Annotated in this window: 15 protein-coding genes; 9 read left to right on the top strand and 6 right to left on the bottom strand. The window is 71.1% G+C overall.

The annotated features are described in order from the left end of the window. Positions 1-33: 33 nt before the first annotated feature. Entirely contained in the window at positions 34-1,002 is a 969-nt protein-coding gene (gene trxB, locus QWJ90_RS10045; protein WP_290107870.1) for a thioredoxin-disulfide reductase, read from the bottom strand. Between the two features lie 48 nt (positions 1,003-1,050). Further along, the gene (locus QWJ90_RS10050; RefSeq protein WP_290107658.1) at positions 1,051-2,142 is read right to left on the bottom strand and encodes a LacI family DNA-binding transcriptional regulator; all 1,092 of its coding nucleotides are present in this window, start codon (positions 2,140-2,142) and stop codon (positions 1,051-1,053) included. A 115-nt stretch (positions 2,143-2,257) separates the two neighbouring features. On the opposite strand from QWJ90_RS10050, the gene QWJ90_RS10055 reads away from it, so the two are divergent. The 4 genes from QWJ90_RS10055 to QWJ90_RS10070 all read left to right on the top strand — a co-directional run bounded on the left by QWJ90_RS10055 (position 2,258) and on the right by QWJ90_RS10070 (position 7,582). Further along, positions 2,258-3,190 carry a carbohydrate ABC transporter permease gene (locus QWJ90_RS10055; protein WP_436836698.1) on the top strand — a complete coding sequence of 311 codons (933 nt, stop codon included), beginning with the start codon at positions 2,258-2,260 and terminating at the stop codon, positions 3,188-3,190. Between the two features lies 1 nt (position 3,191). Continuing rightward, the gene (locus QWJ90_RS10060; RefSeq protein WP_290107659.1) at positions 3,192-4,118 is read left to right on the top strand and encodes a carbohydrate ABC transporter permease; all 927 of its coding nucleotides are present in this window, start codon (positions 3,192-3,194) and stop codon (positions 4,116-4,118) included. Positions 4,119-4,166: 48 nt separating this feature from the next. Further along, a complete protein-coding gene (locus QWJ90_RS10065; RefSeq protein WP_290107661.1) occupies positions 4,167-5,492 on the top strand; it encodes an ABC transporter substrate-binding protein in 1,326 nt (441 codons plus the stop codon). A gap of 77 nt (positions 5,493-5,569) precedes the next feature. After that, entirely contained in the window at positions 5,570-7,582 is a 2,013-nt protein-coding gene (locus QWJ90_RS10070; RefSeq protein ID WP_290107663.1) for a beta-galactosidase, read from the top strand. An 87-nt stretch (positions 7,583-7,669) separates the two neighbouring features. On the opposite strand, the gene murJ is transcribed toward QWJ90_RS10070, so the two are convergent. The 3 genes from murJ to QWJ90_RS10085 all read right to left on the bottom strand — a co-directional run bounded on the left by murJ (position 7,670) and on the right by QWJ90_RS10085 (position 12,644). Then, on the bottom strand, positions 7,670-9,295 hold the full coding sequence (gene murJ, locus QWJ90_RS10075) for a murein biosynthesis integral membrane protein MurJ (protein ID WP_290107664.1): 1,626 nt from the start codon (positions 9,293-9,295) through the stop codon (positions 7,670-7,672). Then, on the bottom strand, positions 9,288-11,558 hold the full coding sequence (locus QWJ90_RS10080; protein ID WP_290107666.1) for a DUF6049 family protein: 2,271 nt from the start codon (positions 11,556-11,558) through the stop codon (positions 9,288-9,290). Before QWJ90_RS10080 ends, murJ begins: the two co-directional genes overlap by 8 nt. Before the next feature lie 102 nt (positions 11,559-11,660). After that, positions 11,661-12,644 carry a LacI family DNA-binding transcriptional regulator gene (locus tag QWJ90_RS10085; protein WP_290107667.1) on the bottom strand — a complete coding sequence of 328 codons (984 nt, stop codon included), beginning with the start codon at positions 12,642-12,644 and terminating at the stop codon, positions 11,661-11,663. Between the two features lie 83 nt (positions 12,645-12,727). Here QWJ90_RS10085 and galT point away from each other — a divergent pair, with 83 nt between their 5' ends. Next, entirely contained in the window at positions 12,728-13,876 is a 1,149-nt protein-coding gene (galT, locus tag QWJ90_RS10090) for a galactose-1-phosphate uridylyltransferase (RefSeq protein ID WP_290107669.1), read from the top strand. After that, entirely contained in the window at positions 13,873-15,072 is a 1,200-nt protein-coding gene (gene galK / locus QWJ90_RS10095) for a galactokinase (RefSeq protein WP_290107670.1), read from the top strand. Before galT ends, galK begins: the two co-directional genes overlap by 4 nt. 58 nt (positions 15,073-15,130) lie before the next feature. Here the strand turns inward: galK and QWJ90_RS10100 are convergent, their stop codons facing one another. Then, a complete protein-coding gene (locus tag QWJ90_RS10100) occupies positions 15,131-15,562 on the bottom strand; it encodes an Hsp20/alpha crystallin family protein (RefSeq protein WP_156242548.1) in 432 nt (143 codons plus the stop codon). A 153-nt stretch (positions 15,563-15,715) separates the two neighbouring features. On the opposite strand from QWJ90_RS10100, the gene QWJ90_RS10105 reads away from it, so the two are divergent. The 3 genes from QWJ90_RS10105 (at position 15,716) to QWJ90_RS10115 (ending at position 20,009) form a co-directional block, all read left to right on the top strand. Further along, the gene (locus QWJ90_RS10105; protein WP_290107671.1) at positions 15,716-17,239 is read left to right on the top strand and encodes a DUF7059 domain-containing protein; all 1,524 of its coding nucleotides are present in this window, start codon (positions 15,716-15,718) and stop codon (positions 17,237-17,239) included. Between the two features lie 23 nt (positions 17,240-17,262). Then, complete coding sequence (locus tag QWJ90_RS10110) at positions 17,263-18,690, top strand: CCA tRNA nucleotidyltransferase (protein WP_290107672.1); 1,428 nt, start codon at positions 17,263-17,265, stop codon at positions 18,688-18,690. A 116-nt stretch (positions 18,691-18,806) separates the two neighbouring features. Next, positions 18,807-20,009: a glycosyltransferase gene (locus QWJ90_RS10115; protein ID WP_290107673.1), complete on the top strand. Its 1,203-nt coding sequence runs from the start codon at positions 18,807-18,809 to the stop codon at positions 20,007-20,009. The last annotated feature ends 3 nt before the right edge of the window (positions 20,010-20,012 follow it).

Below are 20,012 nucleotides of genomic sequence, written 5' to 3' on the forward strand. Positions count from 1 at the left end.
TAGAACAGCGGATGGCGCTCCGCTGTTCCCGGGTCAGGCTTCGACGAGCTGGTCCTCGGCGGGCTCGGGCTGCCCGGCGTCGGCGAGCGACGCGAGGTAGTGCTCGGCGTCGAGCGCCGCGACCGTTCCCGACGCCGCGGCCGTGACGGCCTGGCGGTAGGAGGGGTCGATGACGTCGCCGGCGGCGAACACGCCGCGGATCGAGGTGCGCGAGGAGCGCCCGTCGACCGCGATCGTGCCCTCGGGAGCGAGGTCCAGCTGACCGTGCACGAGGTGCGTGCGGGGATCGTTGCCGATCGCGATGAAGAGCCCCTGCAGCGCGAGGTCGCGCGTCTGACCGGTCACCGTGTCGCGAAGCGTGACGCCCTCGACCTCGGATTCGCCGAGGACCTCGGCGATCTCCGCGTTCCAGACGAACTCGATCTTGTCGTTCGCACGGGCCCGGTCCTGCATGATCTTCGACGCCTTGAGGCTGTCGCGACGGTGGATGACGTACACCTTCGAAGCGAACTTCGTGAGGAAGGTGGCCTCCTCCATAGCGGAGTCGCCGCCGCCGACGACCGCGATCTCCTTCTCGCGGAAGAAGAAGCCGTCACAGGTCGCGCACCACGAGACGCCGTGGCCGGAGAGGCGGTCCTCGCCGAGCACGTTCAGCTTGCGGTAGGCGGAGCCGGTGGCGAAGACGACCGCCTCGGCCTCCTCGACGCCGCCGCTGCCGAGCGTGACCTTCTTCACGGCGCCCGCGAGATCGAGCTCGGTGACATCGTCGTAGCGGATCTCGGCGCCGAACTTCTCGGCCTGCTCCTGCATCTTCTGCATGAGGTCCGGACCCATGACGCCCTCGGGGAAGCCGGGGAAGTTCTCGACCTCGGTGGTGTTCATGAGCTCACCGCCGACCTCCACGGAGCTGGCGATCACGAGCGGCTGCAGGTTCGCCCGCGCCGCATAGATCGCCGCGGTGAATCCAGCGGGGCCGGAACCGATGATGATGAGCTGTCGCACGCACGCCTCCTGAGGTGTCTGCATGGGTCAACCCATGGTACGTCCCGCCTATTCCTCGCGGGCTGGGCGGATGGCCGTGGGCGAGACGCCCGAGAGCGCTGCGGTGCTCGCGCGCACGATGAGGCCGGTGGGCACCACGTCGATGCGGGGAGTGCTCTCCTCGCCCGCACGGAGCTGGGCCAGCGCCGCGCTGACGGCCCGTCGTCCCGCGTCGGCGAAGTCCTGATGAACCGATGTCAGCGGCGGGTCGTATGCGATCGCGTCAGCGGTGTCATCGAAGCCCACCACGCTGACGTCCTGCGGCACCCGCCGCCCCGCCTCGCGGAGGGCGCGATACAGGCCGAGCGCCATCTGATCGTTCGCGCAGAACACCGCGGTGCAGGACGGGTCGTCGGCGAGAATGCGCCCCAGCTCGTATCCCGACTGCGCGGTCCAGTCGCCGCGCAGCGGCTCCGGCACCGGCCGGCCGGCGTCCTCGAGCGTGCGCTGCCACCCTTCGAGACGGCGCTGCGCCGGATGGGACTCCTCAGGACCGGCGAGGTGCCGCACCGTCTCGTGGCCGAGGCTCAGGAGGTGCCCGGTGGCCTGCCGCGCGCCGTCGAACTGGTCGGTGTCGACGACGACGTGCATGCCGTCTGGGCTCGTGTCCATCAGCACGATCGGCACCCCGGGCGGCACGAGGACCTCGGCGCGGTCGAGCAGCTGCTTCTCGATGTTGAGGATCAGCGCGTCGACGGCGAGCTCCTGCAGGCGGGAGTACACCCGCTTCACGCCGCCTTCCCCCTGCGCGCGCAGCGGGATGAGGGTGGTCGTGTACCCCTCGAGCGCCGCCGAATGCGCGATCGCCTCGATGGTGCGCACGTCGCCGATCGTCGACAGCGTGCTGGAGATGACGCCGATGGTGCGGAACGAACCGAGCTTCAGCGCGCGAGCGGCGCTGTTCGGCCGGTACCCGAGCTCCTCCATGGCCGCGATCACGGCCGCACGCGTCTCGTCGAGCACTCCGCCGAACCCGTTCGCCACCCGCGAGACGGTCTGCGCCGACACCCCCGCGCGCTGGGCGACGTCGGCCATCGAGACCGGCCGGTTCTCCGTCGAACGCCGACGCCGCGTCCGCGCGGGAACTGGGTCTTCTGCCATGTCCTGAAACCGTATCGTGACCCGGACGACTTGCGCCGCCATCCGGAGAGGATGCTATGTTTACGCAAACATAGTGGTTCGCACCACTCCTGTCGATGCAGCGGAGGATCTCAGGATGACAACAGGGTCGCCTGTCGTTCCGGTCAAGCCACCGGGACGGACCCAGATGCGAGCGGCGCGGCACGCCCGCGGTCGCTGGACCGGATGGGGCTTCCTCGCGCCGTTCATGATCGTGTTCGCGCTGGTGTTCCTCGCTCCGATCGTGTACTCGATCTACCTCAGCCTCTTCCGCTCGCAGCTCGTCGGCGGCACCGCCTTCGTCGGCTTCGACAACTACCTCCGCGCCTTCGGCGACGGCGCGTTCTGGCAGGGGCTGGGCCGCGTCGTCCTGTTCCTCGCCATCCAGGTGCCGATCATGCTGGCGATCTCGCTGATCGCCGCGCTCGCGATCGACAGCGGCCGCCTCTACGGGCGGAACTTCTTCCGCATCGCGATCTTCCTGCCGTACGCCGTGCCGGCCGTCGTCGCCTCCTTCATGTGGGGCTTCATGTACGGCAACCGATTCGGCCTCGTCCGAAACCTCGAGGACTTCCTCGGCATCCAGCTGCCGGATCTGCTCTCGCCCGACCTCATCCTCGCGTCGATCGGCAACGTCGTGACGTGGGAGTTCGTCGGCTACAACATGCTCATCTTCTACTCGGCGCTGCGCGTGGTCCCGACGTCGCTCTACGAGGCTGCGGCCATCGACGGGGCCAGCCAGTTCCGGATCATCCGCGCGATCAAGATCCCGGCCATCCGCGGCTCGCTCGTCGTCGCCACGATCTTCTCGATCATCGGCAGCTTCCAGCTCTTCAATGAGCCGAGCATCATGTCATCGCTGGCGCCGAACGCCATCACGACCTCGTTCACGCCCAACCTCTATGCCTACAACCTCGCCTTCGCGGGGCAGCAGCTCAACTACTCCGCGACGGTCGCGATCATCATGGGCCTCATCACGATGGTCATCGCCTATGTGGTGCAGCTGCGCGGAATGCGGAAGGCCGACTGACATGAGCACCACCACCCGTCTCGTCACCGTCCGCCCCGGCGCCGCCCGCGCGGGAGCCCGCCGCTCGTCGGCGGGCTCCATCGACCGCCCGCGCCGCAGCGTGCTCCTCACGGTGCTGACCGGCATCATCCTCATCTACTCGCTGATCCCGCTCGTGTGGCTCGTCATCAACGCCACCAAGACGCAGTCCGACCTCTTCTCGACGTTCGGCCTGTGGTTCGGGCGCGACTTCGCCCTCTTCGACAACATCGCGCGGGCGCTCACGTACGACGATGGCATCTTCCTCCGCTGGTTCGCGAACACGCTCCTCTACGTCGTCGTCGGCGCGGGCGGCGCGACGCTGCTGGCCGTCCTGGGCGGCTACGCGCTCGCGAAGTACGACTTCCCGGGGCGGAAGGCCGTGTTCGCGGTCATCATCGGCGCGGTCGCCGTGCCCGGCACCGCGCTGGCTGTGCCGACGTTCCTCATGTTCAGCTCGATGGGCCTGACGAACACGCCCTGGTCGGTGATCATCCCGTCGCTCATCTCGCCCTTCGGCCTCTACCTCATGTGGACGTTCGCCGCCGAGGCCGTGCCGACCGAGCTCATGGAGGCGGCGAGGATCGACGGCGCGAGCGAGTTCCGCATCTTCTGGCAGGTCGCCATCCGCCTGCTGGCACCGGGGATGGTCACGGTGCTGCTGTTCACGATGGTCGCGACCTGGAACAACTACTTCCTGCCGCTGATCATGCTGCGCGACCCCGACTGGTACCCGCTCATCATCGGCCTCAACCAGTGGAACGCGCAGGCGGCCACGGCCGGCGGCACGGCGATCTTCGACCTCGTCCTCACCGGCTCGCTCCTCACGATCGTGCCGCTCATCATCGCGTTCCTGTTCCTCCAGCGGTTCTGGCAGTCGGGTCTGGCTGCCGGCTCCGTCAAGGAATGACCCTCGTCCCTTCCGCCAACCCCCTACACACAACGGAGTGAGATCCAGATGACCACCACCATCCGCCGTACGGGCCGCCGCGTCCTGATCGGCACCGCATTCACCGGCGTCGCCGCCCTCGCCCTCGCGGGCTGCTCGGGAGGAGACGCGGAGGTCGACACCGAGGCCGTCGTCGAGGATGGCGGCACCATCACCGTCTGGGCGTGGGAGCCCACCCTCGACCAGGTCGTCGAGGACTTCGAGGCCGAGAACCCCGGGGTCACCGTCGATCTCGTCAATGTGGGCACGGGCATCGACTCGTACACCGCGCTGCAGAACGCGATCACCGCCGGCAACGGCCTCCCCGACGTCGCGCAGGTCGAGTACTACGCGCTGCCGCAGTTCGCCTTGCAGGACTCCCTGCAGGACCTCAGCGACTACGGGGCGTCGGACCTCGACGGCACCTACGCGCCCGGCCCCTGGTCGTCGGTGCAGTCGGGCGACGCGATCGTGGGCCTGCCGATGGACTCGGGCCCCATGGCGCTGTTCTACAACAAGGACGTGTTCGACGAGTACGGCATCGAGGTGCCGACGACGTGGGACGAGTACCTCGAGGCCGCCCGCACGCTGCACGAGGCGAACCCCGACATGTACATCACGAACGACTCGGGCGACGCCGGCCTCGCGAGCTCGATCATGTGGCAGGCAGGCGGCAAGCCCTGGACGGTCGACGGCACCAACGTGACCCTCGACCTCACCGGCGACGAGGGCGCGAAGCGCTACTCGGACCTGTGGCAGACCATGCTGGACGAGGAGCTCGTCTCGCCGATCGCAGGATGGAGCGACGAGTGGTTCGCGGGTCTCGCCGACGGCACCATCGCCACGCTCCCCATCGGCGCCTGGATGCCCGCGAACCTCGAGGGCAGCGCGCCCGACGGCGCTGGCGCCTGGCGCGTCGCCCCGATGCCGCAGTGGGAGGAGGGCGAGGTCACATCGTCCGAGAACGGCGGCAGCTCGCTCGCGATCCCCGCTGACGCGGAGAACAAGGAGCTCGCGTACGCCTTCATCGAGTACGCGAACGCCGGCGACGGCGTGCAGACCCGCATCGACGGCGGCGCCTTCCCCGCGACCGTCGCGGAGCTGGAGTCCGAGGAGTTCCTCAACGCCGAGTTCGACTACTTCGGCGGCCAGCAGGCCAACCAGGTGTTCGCCGACTCGTCGGCCGCGGTCGTGGAGGGCTGGCAGTACCTGCCCTTCCAGGTCTACGCGAACACCGTCTTCGGCGACTCCGTCGGCCAGGCCTTCCTCGGTGACACCACCGTTGCCGACGGCCTCGCCGACTGGGAGGAGACGCTCAAGAAGTACGGCGCCGACCAGGGCTTCACGACCGACTGATCCCACGGCAGCGGGGCGCGTCGTGATGCGACGCGCCCCGCTTCCTGCCCACGACCATCCGCAGAGAAGGACACCCCATGCAGACTCACCGCTGGCTGCGCACCCCCGACGGCACCACCCCACGCATCTCGTACGGCGCGGACTACAACCCCGAGCAGTGGCCGCGCGAGGTGTGGGACGAGGACGTGCGCCTCATGCGCGAGGCCGGCGTCGACGTCGTCTCGGTGGGGATCTTCTCGTGGGCGAAGCTCCAGCCCGCTGAGGACCGCTGGGACTTCGAATGGCTCGACGACGTCATCGACCTCCTCCACGCCAACGGCATCGGCGTCGACCTCGCCACCGCGACCGCATCGCCGCCGCCGTGGCTCACCAGCAAGCACCCCGAGGTGCTGCCCGTCACGCACGACGGGCGCATCCTCTCCCCGGGCGCCCGCCAGCACTGGCGACCCACCTCCCCGATCTTCCGCGACTACGCGCTGACGCTCGTCGAGACGATCGCCGAGCGGTACCGCGACCATCCGGCCCTCGTGGCGTGGCACGTCAACAACGAGCTCGGCTGCCACAACGCGTGGGACTACTCGGATGACGCCGCCCGCGCGTTCCGCGGCTGGCTCGAGCGGCGGTACGGGTCGATCGAGCGCCTGAACCACGCGTGGGGCACCGCCTTCTGGTCGCAGCAGTACGGGAGCTTCGACGAGATCCTCCCGCCCCGCATGGTGGACTCCCACCCCAACCCGACGCAGCAGCTCGACTTCAAGCGCTTCTCCTCCGACGCGCTCAAGCACCACTACGTCGCCGAGCGCGAGATCCTGCGCCGGATCACGCCGGACATCCCGGTCACCACGAACTTCATGGTCATGGGCGAGACGCAGCACGCGGACTACGCGGACTGGGCGCACGAGCTCGACTTCGTCTCCAACGACCACTACCGGCACCCCGGGCCGCAGTCGTACGACGAGCTGGCCTTCTCGGCCGCGCTGGTGTCGGGCATCTCGCACCGGCGGCCGTGGTTCCTCATGGAGCACTCCACGAGCGCGGTGAACTGGCAGAGCGTCAATCGCCCGAAGCGCGACGGCGAGCTCGTGCGCGACTCGCTCACGCACGTCGCGCACGGCGCCGACGCGGTCTGCTTCTTCCAGTGGCGGCAGTCCGCGGCCGGCGCCGAGAAATACCACTCCGCGATGGTCCCGCACGCGGGTGCGGACAGCCGCATCTTCCGCTCCGTGGTCGAGCTCGGCGGCCTGCTGCGCGACCTCGACGCGGTCGCGGGCTCCCATGCGGTGGCCGCGCCCGTGGCCATCCTCTTCGACTGGGACTCGTGGTGGGGGAGCGAGCTCGACTCGCACCCGACCGAGCTGCTGCGCTACCGGCAGGAGGCGCTCGACTGGTGGACGGCGCTGCGCGACGCGGGCGTCCGCGCGGACGTCGTGCCGGCCGATGTCGACCTGTCCGGCTACCGGATGGTCGTCGCCCCGGTCCTCTATGCGGTTCCGGAGGCGCTCGCCGCCCGGCTCTCGCGGTACGCGGAGGCCGGCGGACACCTCGTCACGACGTACTTCTCGGGTGTCGTGAACGAGGACGACCGGGCCTGGCTCGGCGGCTACCCCGGCGCCTTCCGCGACCTGCTGGGCGTGCGGGTGGAGGAGTTCCGTCCGCTGTACGCGGGGGAGCCGATCGCACTCGACTCGGGGGTCCAGGGCACGCTGTGGAGCGAGCCCGTGGACGTCGTCGACCCGGCGGTCGAGGTGCTCGCGCGCTATGCCGAGGACGAGCTCGCGGGCGGTGCGGCGGTCACCCGCCGCCGCGTCGGCGAGGGCTCGGCGGCGTACGTCTCGACGCGGCTGGGGGCGGATGGCCTCGGGTCGATCGTGCCGGAGCTGCTGTCGGGCGCGGGCGTGGCGTCGGAGCTGCCCGAGGCGCTCCGGGGGCGTGCGGCCCTCACGGTGCGCGGCACCGCGGATGCGCGCTTCGCCTTCGTGCTGAACCGCACCGATGAGGAGCTGCCCCTCGACGGCGTGGCCGGTGAGCCGCTCATCGGCGGCACGGTGCTGCCGCCGCGCGGGGTGGCCGTGTTCCGGCAGGAGGGCTGAGCGCGCCCGATGGTGGGTTCGCCAGTGCGGGCGACGCGTTTTCGAGCCGGTTTCCGGCTCCCCCGCACTGGCGAACGCAAGCGCGGATCAGCGGCGCAGGCGCGAGCGGATGAGCTGTGTGATCGTCTTCAGCTCGGGAGCCCGCAGCAGGGCGAGGCCCAGCACATAGACCAGCGTCACGACGGCGCCGAGGACGATGCCGCCGACCACTGCCGGCACCAAGCCGGCGAGCATCCATCCCTCCGGACCGCCGCTCAGCAGGTAGATCCCGATGCCGACGGCGGCGGCCGGCACGGCGGCGATCGCGAAGCGGACGAGGGCCCGCAGCGCTGATCCGAGACCGAGCGGGCCGAGTCGACGGCGCAGCAGCCACGAAGCGAGGAGCACCTGCGCGGTGCTCGAGAGCGACTGCCCGGTCGCGACGGCGGCGGTGAGATACGGACGCAGCTCGTCGGTGGAGAAGACGGCGATGGCGATGGTGGCGGCGATCACGGACAGCACGCCCTGGAACACCGTGAACCAGAACGGCGTGCGGGTGTCCCCGTACGCGTAGAACGTGCGCTGGACGACGAACTGCACGGCCAGCGGCACCAGCCCGATGAGGAACCCGATGAGCACGACAGCGGCCTCGGCCGCCTGTGCGGGCGTCGCCGTGAAGATGCGCATGATGGGCGCGGAGGCCACCATCACCGCCGCTGTCGCGAGGACGCACAGCAGGCCCAGCGTGCGGATGGCGCGGCCGATGTCCGCGCGGACATCGTCGTCGCGTCCTGCGGCCGCGTGCTCGCTGAGCTGCGTGAAGTACGGCGTCCCGATCGAGAGGACGATCACGGAGTACGGGAGCATGAAGACCAGCCACGAGGTGAACCACACGGTCGTGGACGCGTCGCCGGAAGCACCGGAGATCATGCTCTGCTGGTACATCGACACCAGCTGGCCGACGACCATCATGAGGAACGTCCAGCTGGCGAGATTCCCGACCTCGCGCAGCCCCATGCCGCGCCACCGGAAGTCCGGTCGGATGCTGAGTCCGGTGCGCCGCCAGAACAGCAGGAGAACGATCAGCTGCGCGACGATCCCGAAGGTCGCCACAGCGCCCAGCAGGGCGACCTTGGGCAGGAGCCACCCGCCGTCGCTCGACGTCCACTGGTCGAGATCGGACTGGTGGCCGCCGAAGACGGCGATGAAGACGCCGAACCCGGCGATCGAGACGATGTTGTTGACGATCGGCGCCCACGCGTAGGGCCCGAAGACACGACGTGCGTTCAGGGTCTCGCCGAGCAGCGCGAACATGCCGTAGAAGAAGATCTGCGGCAGGCACCAGTAGGCGAAGGCCACCGCGAGAGCCCGCGTCTCGGGGGAGTAGTTCGCGCCGTACAGCCAGATCAGCGGCCAGACGAGGACCATCGCGAGGACGGTCGCCGCGGCCAGAAGCACGGCGCCGAGGGTCATGAACTTCGAGATGTGCGACGCGCCGCCGTCGTCGCGGGCGCTCCACTTCACGATCTGCGGAACGATCACGGCGGTGAGGACGCCGGTCGAGATGATCATGAAGATGTTGTTGGGCAGCTGGTTCGCCGCCGTGAACGCGTCGGCGGCGTGGCCGAAGGAGCCCATCGCCGCGACGAGCACGATCGAGCGCACGAGGCCCAGCACGCGCGAGGCGAGCGTTCCGGCCGCGATCATGGCACTGGAGCGGCCGAGACTACTCATCCGGTGCGTCCTTCTTTCCGGCGCTCGCGCCCTCCGACTCGCTCACGCCATCCGCGCCCGAGCCATCCGCGCCGTCAGCACCGTCACCATCCGCTCGCTCGCGCCGCCGACGTCGCGTCTTCAGCACCGTGCGGATGACGCCGCCGACGAGGAGGATCGCGACGAGGCCGAACAGCACGACGATGCCGATGCGCTCCCACTCGGCGCGCACCGTGACGTTCATGCTCTGCACGGGCCCGATCTGCTCGCCCGACGGCGTGAAGAGCGAGACCGCCAGCTGCACCTCCCCGCTGCCGACGCGCGCCTCGACGGGGATCTCCACCCGGGGGTTGCTGCCGGGCGGCACCTCGACCTCGATGCGCTCCTGGACGTCGAGGCGCACGCTGTCGCGTGAGACGTCGAGCACGACCGTGATCGGCCACGCGAGGCTGTTGCGCACCCAGACGGGCAGGGGGGCCTCCGCGCTCAGCAGCTGCACCTGCTCCGACACCGTCACGCCGACGCCGTCGATGCGCTGCGCGGTCTTCTCGGCGTGAGCGCCGATCGCCGCGCGCCACGCGTCCTCGTCGTCGCGCCATCCGACCGCGAGGAGCTGGAGCGCTTCCGCCCTCGCCTGTCCCGTCAGGAGCTCGGGCTCGTCGAGGGCAGCGGCGATGTGCGCGAGCTGCGGCTCGGCCGATGTGAACGCCGTCACCGCGTCGATCCGCTCGTCGGCACGCGCGCCGTCTTCGATCGTCACGGCGCGCGGCGTCGCGTCGAGCACGTCGGTCAGCCCGGCCGGGGCGACCGACGGGTTGCGCGTGACGCTCTCGATGGCGTCGCGCAGGCTGTCCTCGGTGCGGATGGCCGGGACCGCGTCGGTCTCGGTGGGCGCGTACGACGGGCGGTCGAGGGCGACGAGGAGGGGGGTGTCGCCCGTCTCGCGGGCGGCGAACCACAGGTCGGCGGAGGATGCCACGAGCGCCTGCTCGTGGGCGTCGTCGTCGAGCGCGGCGGCGGTGAGCACGTCGGAGACCCCGTCGTCGTAGACGAGCGCGCCCTCCGCTCGAGACGGCACCCCCGTGCCATCCGCCCCCTCGCTCGTGGCCGTGGAGGGGAGCATCGTGAGCGCGCCGTCTGCCGACAGCGCCTCGACGACGTCCGGCCCGGCGGTTCCCTCGGCCGGCCAGTACAGGCGGGCGGCTTCCTCGCCGATGGAGAGCAGCTCCTCGAGGGACGGGTACTCCGGCTCGGCCGCCGGCTCGGGGGTGGCCTCGTCGATCGGGGCGGCCGACGGTGTCGGCACCGTCGCCTCGAAGTTCTGCCCGCTCTCGAAGGCACGCAGGCTCGTCGGCGCGAGGGGGGTCGGCAACCCGGCCTGCACCTGCGCGGCCGCATCCGCATCGCCGAACTGCAGGGCGAAGCGCTCGTTCGGCAGCTGCTCCAGGCGCTCCAGCCAGTCGAGGGCCGAGGCGGGCGCCGCGGTGCCCAGCACCCGGATCGCCGCCGGGATCGCCGGATCCACCGCGAGCACTGCGGACGTGCCGGTCACGGCGTCGAGCGTCTGCGCGAGCGCGCCGCCCGGCTCGGTGAGCTGCGCGACCTGCTCCGCGGAGAGCAGACCCTCCGCGGTGGGCGGCGCCGTGATCGGGACGACGACCGAGACGGGCGCCCGGTCGTCGCCCGACACCACGACGACGCTCCGGCCTCCCAGCGACGACCCGGCCGCCTCTCGAGTGGCGCGCAGCGGGTACACGCCGGGTCGCAGCTCGTCGAGCTCGTCGAGCTCGTCGGGTGAGAGCTCCACGGTCGCGGTGTCGCCGGCGCCGAGCTCATCCACGCGCGTGGTCTGCGCGGTGACGAAGGAGATGTCGGTGCGTCCCTCTGACACCCACTGGTCCAGGGCCGCCCGGTCGGGCAGCGGGTCGTCGCCGATGTCGAGCGTCAGGGTGCCCGCGGGCAGCGCCTCGTCGCCGCGGTTGTCGATCGTGGCGGTCGCCGCGAGCTGATCGGGCGAGCGCACCACGCCGTCCTGATCGGGCAGCAGCGACAGCACGGGCTCTTCGGCGCCGTCGTCGGCCTCCGCGAGCATGCCGACCCGGTCGTCACCGCTCTTGTCGGTGTCGGCCGTGCCGAACGAGCGCGCGGGGGGATCGGGGGCGACGGAGGCGGCCGCGGCGGGCGGCTGGGGGGACACCGCGCCGAGCAGGGCCAGCGCGACCGCGATGGGTGCGCCGAGAAGCCGCAGGCATCTGGGGGCCTCGGCCGTGCCGCGTCGCGTCATGGGCTTCCTGCTCGTCGGGTCGTGCTCGGGGCGCACGGAACCGTTCAATCCTACGAACACGGCTGTGCGCGCCCTGCGAGGCGTGCCGAGTGGGCGATCGCCTCAGCGCGGCGGGAGGGAGCTCTCCCGCACGACCAGCCGCGTCGGCACCACCGTGTGCGGTGCCGCGGGCTCGCCGTCCAGCAGTCCCAGCAGCAGTCGGATGGCCGTGGACCCGAGCTCCTCGAAATCCTGCGCGACGGTGGTGAGCGGCGGCCAGTAGTGAGCCGCGTCCACCACGTCGTCGAAGCCGGCGACGGCGAGATCATGCTGGCCGGCCGCATGCGCGGCGTGCAGCGCCCCGAGTGCCATCTGGTCGTTGGCGGCGAAGACGGCGGTCACGGCGGGGTCCGCGACGAGCCCGTCGGCGAGTCGGCGCGCGGTCTGCGCTGTCCAGTCACCCCGCAGCACCTCGGGAACCGGCGCCCCTGCCGCATCGAGCGCCTCCCGCCATCCGCGCTCGCGCTCGCGCGCGGCGAGCGAGCCGTGCGGCCCGGCGATGTGGTGAACGGTGCGATGCCCCAGCGCGAGGAGATGCGCGGTCGCGCTCGCCGCCCCGCCGGCGTGGTCGGACGCGATGGCGGCGAACCGGTCGCTCGCGTCGGCGTCGACGGCGACCACCGGGAAGCCCGGCTCGGCGGCGTCGTGGATGGTCGGGGTCGCCTCGTTGAGGACCACGGCGCCGTCGACGCCGTGGTCGCGCAGGGCCGCGAAGGCGGCATCTGCTGCGACCCGGTCGTCGGTCTCGGACAGCGTGACGACGAGCACCGCGTGGTCACGCGCGGACGCCGCGGCCGTCACCGCCTCGAGCATGCGGGTGTTGCCAACGGAGGCGAGGGTGCGCACCACGACGCCGATGGTGCCGCTGCGGCCCGTCCGCAGCGCGCGAGCCGAGCGGTTGGGGCGGTAGCCGAGCTGGGTCATGGCCGCCTCGACCCGCGCCCGCGTCGTCGGATCCACACGGGGGGAGCCGTTGGCCACGCGTGAGACGGTCTGTCCGGAGACGCCCGCGAGCCGGGCGACATCGGCCGCCGAGACCTGAGGCATGGCGCTCCCTTCTCCTTCGACCCACTTTGCACTACCCTCATGTTGACGTCAACACGCGCGGCTTCGCGCGGTAAGGAGAAGCCATGGAGGCACCGGCCACCGCGCTGGGCGCCGGAGTCGTGAAGCGCGCGTCGCGCCTCGCGGACGGGCGCGAGCTCATCTACTACGACGACCCCGGCACGACGCTGCCCGCGGTGCGGCGCCTGGACGAGCGCGAGCTCGGCGGCCGCCCCGAGACCGCCACCATGCGCCGCGACGTGCTCACGGGCGACTGGATCTCGGTCGCCGCCGCACGGCAGAACCGCGCGTTCCTGCCGCCCGCCGAACTCGACCCGCTCGCGCCCCAGACCCCCGCGAACCCCTCGGAGGTGCCCGACCTCTACGACGTCGCGGTCTTCGAGAACAAGTCGCCGTCGTTCGGTCCCGCGCTCGACGTCGCCACCGGAGACGCTCCCGTCGCCGTCGATCCGCCGCAGGGCCTGGAGGACCTCGACGCCCCCGGCCTCGGACGCAGCCGCACCTCGGTCGGCCGCTGCGAGGTCGTCTGCTTCAGTCCCGAGCGCGAGGGCTCGTTCGGCACGCAGACGGTCACGCGCGCCCGCACCGTCATCGAGGCGTGGGCCGACCGCACCGCTGCGCTGTCGGCCCTGCCGGGCATCCGGCAGGTCTTCCCCTTCGAGAACCGGGGCGAGCAGATCGGCGTGACCCTGCACCATCCGCACGGCCAGATCTACGCCTATCCCTACATCACGCCGCGCACGAAGCTGCTGCTCGCGGCGATCGAGCGCGAGGGCGCTGACCTGTTCGAGCGGATCATCGCCTTCGAGCAGGAGGGCTCGCGCGTGGTGCTCGAGGCCGAGCACTGGATCGCCTATGTGCCGTTTGCCGCACGCTGGCCCGTCGAGGTGCATCTCGCCCCTCGCCGGCACGCTCCCGACTTCGTCGCGCTCGATGAGGTCGAGCGCGACGAGCTCGCCGACGTCTACCTGAAGCTCCTCCGCGGCGTCGACCGTCTCTACGACACCCCGACGCCGTACATCGCCGCCTGGCATCAGGCGCCCGTCGACGTCGCGCGCGACACCGTGCGCCTGCACCTGCAGCTCACGTCGCCGCGACGTGCAGCGGACAAGCTGAAGTACCTCGCCGGATCGGAGGCCGCCATGGGTGCGTGGATCGGCGACGTGCCGCCGGAGCAGGCCGCACAGCGCCTGCGCGAGGCGGTGAACGCATGAGCGGGGCGCGAGAGCAGGCCGAGCAGCTCTTCGGCGAGTTCGGCCGCGGCCGACCGGATGGCATCTGGTCGGCTCCGGGCCGGGCGAACCTCATCGGCGAGCACACCGACTACAACGAGGGCTTCGTGCTGCCCTTCGCGATCGAGCATCGGACGTATGCCGCCGTCGGCATCCGCGCGGACCGCACCCTGCGCGTGATCTCCACGCTGGATCGCGAGCCCTTCGAGCTGTCGCTGGACGCGCTGGCGGCGACCTTCGACGGACCGGCAGGGCACGCGGTGACAGAAGGCTCGGTGCCCGAGTGGGCGGCGTATCCGCTGGGCGTCGCGTGGGCGGCCCTGGCGACGACGGGTCGGGCGGCGAGCGACGTGGCCGGCCTCGATATCGCGCTCGCGTCCGATGTGCCGGTGGGCGCCGGCCTGTCGTCCTCCGCTGCGATCGAAGGGGCCACGGCCTCGGCGCTGAACGACCTGTGGGAGCTCGGCCTCGATGGCCTGTCGATCGCGAAGATCGGCCGCACCGCCGAGAACGAGGCGGTCGGAGCGCCGACCGGGATCATGGACCAGGTGTCGTCGACTCTCGGCAGGGTGGATGCCGCGACGTTCCTCGACTGCCGGACACTCGAGACCGCGTCGGTCGACCTCGGCTTCACCGCGACCGGCCTCGCGCTCCTCGTCATCGACACGCGTGTGAAGCACGCGCACTCGACCGGCGGCTACCGGGAGCGGCGCGCGTCCTGCGAGAAGGGCGCAGCCGAGATGGGCGTCTCGTCGCTGCGGGATCTGTCCGTGGCGGACCTGCCACGCGCGGAGGAGATGCTCGACGAGGTGACGTTCCGGCGCGTGCGCCACATCATCACGGAGAACCAGCGCGTGCTCGACACCGTCGAGACCCTGCGCGCCGCCGGGCCGCTCGCGATCGGCGAGCTCCTCGTCGCGTCGCACGCCTCGATGCGCGACGACTTCGAGATCTCGGTCGCCGAGCTCGACACCGCGGTCGACACGGCTCTCGGCGCCGGCGCGCTCGGTGCGCGTATGACCGGCGGCGGCTTCGGCGGCGCGGCGATCGCGCTCGTCGAGGCGGACAGCCTCGGTGTCGTCTCGCGAGCGGTCGAGGAGGCGTTCGCCGCGTGCGGCTTCACCGCGCCGCACACGTTCACGGTGACGCCGTCGGAGGGCGCTCGCCGCGACGCCTGACCCGGAAGCGGGACGAGGGCCGATGCCACCGGCATCGGCCCTCGTCGGTCTGGACGGATCAGGAGGTGATCTGCGTGAGCGTCTGCGCGCCCTCGCCCGACTGCTGCACCTCGATCTTGCGCGGCTTCGCCTTCTCGCTGATCGGGATGAGCACGCTCATCACGCCGTTCTCATACGTCGCCGTGATGCCCTCCGTGTCGATGCCCTGACCGAGGTTCAGCTGTCGCAGGAACGAGCCGGTGGAGCGCTCGCGCGTGATCCACTTCACGCCCTCGCCGCCCCGGCCGGTGCGCTGCGCGCGGATGGTCAGGAGCTGCCCGTCGACATCGATGTCCACGCTCCCAGGGTCGATGCCCGGCAGGTCGGCGCTCAGGACGTAGTGGTCGCCTTCCCGGTACAGGTCCATCGGCATGAGCCGCGGCGCCTGACGGTCCATGAGCTGGTCGGCCATGCGGTCGAACTCCCGGAACGGATCGAAGAACATCGCCATGGTGATCGTCCTCCCTCTGCTCGGCGGTGTCCGGTTGCTTCTTGAGTCTTGGTGACTCAACTTCAGTTTTAGCACTCTGGTGGCGAGAGTGCTAAAAGTGCGCTGAGAGCTCGCTTCGAGATCGCTTGGGGGTCGAGGCGGTTGAATGGGCGGGTGACCTCGCATCCCGACCTCGACCTCGCCCGCGATCTCGCCGCCGACCTCGCGTCTGCGCGCTTCCGCTCGGAGGCGCTGCGCGCGATGTGGGGGGTGGCCGCGGATGACGCGATCGGCCGCAGCCTGCGCGCCCCGGCCCTGCGCGCCATCCGAGATCGCGATGATGCGCTCGCCGTGCTCGCACGGGTGCTCATCTTCGGCGTCGCGCAGCCGACCGCCGACGTCGACCGCGCGCTCCCGCGGGTCGGAGCGCGCGGGCTGGTGGACCTCGGCCTCGCCGCCCTGGACGGCGACATCGTCACGCCGCGTGCCGTCCTCCGCCCGCAGTCGTTCCACGACGACCGGGGGCCCGGCGAGTGGCTGCTCGCCAGCGACCTCGACGAGATCGCCCTGGGCGGCGGCGCGCTCGCCGAGGACCACGTGCTCGGCGCGGGCGGAGCATCGCTCACCCTGGCGGGGCTGCAGCTGCCCACCCCCGCTGCCTCCGTGCTCGACCTCGGCACCGGCTGCGGCGTGCAGGCTCTGCGCGCCTGCCGCTACGCCGATCGCGTCGTCGCCACCGACATCTCCGCGCGCGCACTCCGCTTCACGGATCTGAACGCGGCGCTCGCGGGAACGGACGCGATCGAGACGCGTCGCGGATCGCTCTTCGAGCCGGTGGCCGGGGAGACCTTCGAGCGCATCGTCTCGAACCCGCCGTTCGTCATCACGCCGCGCGTGCAGGGCGTTCCCGAGTACGAGTACCGCGACGGCGGACTGGTCGGCGATGCGCTCATGCAGAGTGTGGTCGAGGGCGTGGGCTCCCACCTCGCTCCCGGCGGAGTCGCGCAGTTCCTGGGCAACTGGGAGACGCGTGACGGCGTCGACGGACTCGACCGACTGCGCGGCTGGGTGGAGTCCGCCGGTGTTCCGCTCGACGCATGGGTGGTCGAGCGCGAGGAGCTCGACCCCATCGCGTATGCCGAGATGTGGATCAGAGACGGCGGCACCGTTCCGGGCTCGCCCGAGCACGACCGCCTGCTCGACACGTGGCTCGAGGACTTCGCCGAGCGGCAGGTGAGCGCCATCGGCTTCGGCTACGTCCTGCTGCGGCGTGCCGAGAGCGCGCCGACCCTCGCGCGCTACGAGGAGGTGACGCACTCGATCCCGTCCGAGGGCGCGCTCGGCTCGCACCTGGCCGCGGTCCTGGCCGCGCACGACCGCGTGGCCGCACTCGATGACGACGCGCTGCTCGCCCTGCACCTGAAGACGGCGGCGGACGTGACGGAGTCGCGGCACCATCTGCCGGGCGCGGCCGACCCGAGCGTGATCGAGCTGCGGCAGGGCGGCGGCTTCGGCCGCTCGGTTCAGGCCGATCCCGCGCTGGCGGCGCTCGTGGGCGCGAGCGATGGGGAGCTGTCATTGGGGCAGATCGTCGCCGCGCTCGCGCAGCTGCTGGAGGTCGACGAGGGTGCGCTCCGCGCCGCGCTCCTTCCCTCGGTGCGCGAGCTCGTACTGGACGGCTTCCTCGCTCCCGCCTGAGCGCACCGGATACCCTGGAAGCCATGCTCAACATGGCCGCCGGTCTCGCACGCCTGGGCGACCTCGCGGCATCGCCCGTCGTCGCCTCGCTCGCGCGGGCCTTCGCCGACGCCGGATTCGACCTCGCCGTGGTCGGCGGCCCCGTGCGCGACGCGCTGCTCGGGCGCCGCACGCACGACCTCGACTTCACCACCGACGCCCGCCCGGACGACATCCTGCGCATCGTCACGCCGATCTCCTCGGCGCAGTGGGACATCGGACGGGCGTTCGGCACGATCGGCGCGCGCGTCAGGGGCGAGCAGGTCGAGATCACGACATACCGCGCGGACAGCTACGACGGGGAGACGCGGAAGCCGACCGTGGAGTTCGGCGACACCCTCGAGGACGACCTCACCCGGCGCGACTTCACCGTCAACGCGATGGCCCTGCGCGTTCCCGCGGTCACGCTCGTCGACCCCACGGGCGGCGTGGAGGACCTCGTCGCCGGTGTCTTGCGCACGCCGGTCGACCCGCGCGTGAGCTTCGGCGACGATCCGCTGCGGATGCTGCGGGCGGCCCGCTTCTCCTCGCAGCTCGAGTTCGAGATCGAGGCCGGCACGCTTCAGGCGATCGGCGACCTGCGCGAGACCCTCTCGATCGTCAGCCCCGAGCGCGTCCAGGCCGAGCTCACGCGTCTGCTGCAGACCGACGACCCGGTGCGGGGCCTCCGCGCCCTCGTCGAGACGCAGCTCATCGAGCAGTTCCTGCCGGAGATCCCCGCCCTGCGGCTCGAGGTCGACGAGCATCACCACCACAAGGACGTCTACGAGCACTCCCTCACCGTCCTGACGCAGGCCATCGAGCACGAGAAGCTCCGCCATCCGGACGCCGAGCCCGACGTGCCCCTGCGACTGGCCGCGCTGCTGCACGACATCGGCAAGCCGCGCACCCGCAAGCTGGAGCCGGGCGGCGCGGTCTCGTTCCACCACCACGATCTCGTGGGGGCGCGGATGGCCAGAAAGCGGCTCCAGGCGCTGCGTTACGACGGCGACACGATGGGCTCGGTGACGAAGCTCATCGAGCTGCACCTGCGCTTCTTCGGCTACGCGGAGGGCGCCTGGACCGATTCGGCGGTGCGGCGCTACGTGCGCGACGCGGGGGAGGAGCTCGACCGGCTCCACATCCTCACGCGCGCCGACGTCACCACCCGCAACCGCCGCAAGGCCGCGCGTCTCGCCGGCGCGTACGACGACATCGAGGCGCGCATCGCGACCCTCCGCGAGCAGGAGGAGCTCGACGCCATCCGCCCGGACCTCGACGGCAACGAGATCCAGCAGATCCTCGGGATCGCCCCCGGCCCCCTCGTCGGCAAGGCCTATCGATTCCTCCTCGACCTGCGGCTCGACGAGGGCGCCCTGGGGTCGGAGGAGGCGACGCGGCGCCTGCGCGCCTGGTGGGCCGAGCAGGGCTGAGCTGACGAGCCCTGAGCTGGCGGCACGCCTCTCGGGCTCCTCCAAGGTGGTGGCATAGGCTCGAGACGACGTCCCCGGCTGCATGGCGCCGCCACGAACTGCACTGCGAGGCATCCGTGACACCTACCGAGCCCGACATCGAACGGGCGCCCGGCGCGCTCACCATCCTGCTGGGCTGCGACACGTTCTCGCCCGACATCAACGGCGCTGCCCGCTTCGCGGAGCGTCTGGCGGCGGGCCTCGTCCAGCGAGGCCACGAGGTGCACGTGAGCGCCCCGAACAGCCTCTGGCGGCGCACCCCGGCGCGCACCGAGATCGTCGAGGGGGAACCGCTCATCATGCACCGGCTGCCCTCTGTGAAGCTCTGGTGGCACGAGTGGCTGCGCTTCGTGTGGCCGTGGCGCGCGAAGCACTGGGCACGACGCGTGCTCGACGAGGTGCGCCCCGACGTCGTGCACATCCAGTCGCACATCGTCATCGGCCGTGGGCTCGCGCGGATCGCCCGCAAGCGCGGCATCCCCGTGATCGCCACCAATCACGTGATGCCGGAGAACATCCTCGACTTCACCAAGCTGCCGGATGCGCTCAACCGCATCTTCGTGAAGCTGGCATGGGCGGATGCCCGTCGCACCTTCCAGCTGACGGCGGCGGTCACGACGCCCACGCGGAAGGCCGCCGACTTCCTCGAGAAGATGATCGACGTCGCGGGGGTCCTGCCGGTGAGCTGCGGCATCGACATGTCGCAGTACACGCCCGATCTCGAGCCTCGCACGGAGAACCGGGTCGTCTTCGTCGGGCGCCTCACGAGCGAGAAGCAGGTGGACGTCATCCTGCGAGCGGTCGCGAAGCTCGACCCTGCGCTCGACGTCCACCTCGACCTGGTGGGGGATGGCGACCAGCGACCGTCGCTGGAGAAGCTCGCGGACGAGCTGGCCATCCGCGATCGCATCACCTTCCACGGGCACACGACCGACGAGGTGCTGCGCGGGGCGCTCACGCGCGCCTCGGTGTTCGCGATCGCCTCGATCGCGGAGCTGCAGTCCATCGCGACCATGGAGGCGATGGCGTCGGGGCTTCCGATCGTCGCGGCCGACGCGGTCGCGCTGCCGCACCTCGTGCACGACGGCGAGAACGGCTACCTCTTCACGCCGGGCGACGTCGACGGGCTCGCCGAGCGGCTCACGACGGTGCTGACGGCGTCGGACGAGGACCGCGTGCGCATGCAGCGGACATCGCTGCAGATGGTCGAGGCGCACGACATCACGCGCACCCTCGACACCTTCGAGGCGCTGTACCGCGGCGAGCCGATCCCGGCGTAGGCG

Origin of the sequence: Microbacterium oryzae (assembly GCF_030406385.1) — a bacterium.
GTDB classification, from domain to species: domain Bacteria; phylum Actinomycetota; class Actinomycetes; order Actinomycetales; family Microbacteriaceae; genus Microbacterium; species Microbacterium oryzae_A.

Bases quoted from the DNA above. Each gene is read 5' to 3' on its own strand.
- QWJ90_RS10050 (WP_290107658.1), bottom strand. From the start codon at position 2,142: ATGGCAGAAGACCCAGTTCCCGCGCGGACGCGGCGTCGGCGTTCGACG.
- QWJ90_RS10055 (WP_436836698.1), top strand. From the start codon at position 2,258: ATGACAACAGGGTCGCCTGTCGTTCCGGTCAAGCCACCGGGACGGACC.
- QWJ90_RS10060 (WP_290107659.1), top strand. From the start codon at position 3,192: ATGAGCACCACCACCCGTCTCGTCACCGTCCGCCCCGGCGCCGCCCGC.
- QWJ90_RS10065 (WP_290107661.1), top strand. From the start codon at position 4,167: ATGACCACCACCATCCGCCGTACGGGCCGCCGCGTCCTGATCGGCACC.
- QWJ90_RS10070 (WP_290107663.1), top strand. From the start codon at position 5,570: ATGCAGACTCACCGCTGGCTGCGCACCCCCGACGGCACCACCCCACGC.
- murJ (WP_290107664.1), bottom strand. From the start codon at position 9,295: ATGAGTAGTCTCGGCCGCTCCAGTGCCATGATCGCGGCCGGAACGCTC.
- QWJ90_RS10080 (WP_290107666.1), bottom strand. From the start codon at position 11,558: ATGACGCGACGCGGCACGGCCGAGGCCCCCAGATGCCTGCGGCTTCTC.
- QWJ90_RS10085 (WP_290107667.1), bottom strand. From the start codon at position 12,644: ATGCCTCAGGTCTCGGCGGCCGATGTCGCCCGGCTCGCGGGCGTCTCC.
- galT (WP_290107669.1), top strand. From the start codon at position 12,728: ATGGAGGCACCGGCCACCGCGCTGGGCGCCGGAGTCGTGAAGCGCGCG.
- galK (WP_290107670.1), top strand. From the start codon at position 13,873: ATGAGCGGGGCGCGAGAGCAGGCCGAGCAGCTCTTCGGCGAGTTCGGC.
- QWJ90_RS10100 (WP_156242548.1), bottom strand. From the start codon at position 15,562: ATGGCGATGTTCTTCGATCCGTTCCGGGAGTTCGACCGCATGGCCGAC.
- QWJ90_RS10110 (WP_290107672.1), top strand. From the start codon at position 17,263: ATGCTCAACATGGCCGCCGGTCTCGCACGCCTGGGCGACCTCGCGGCA.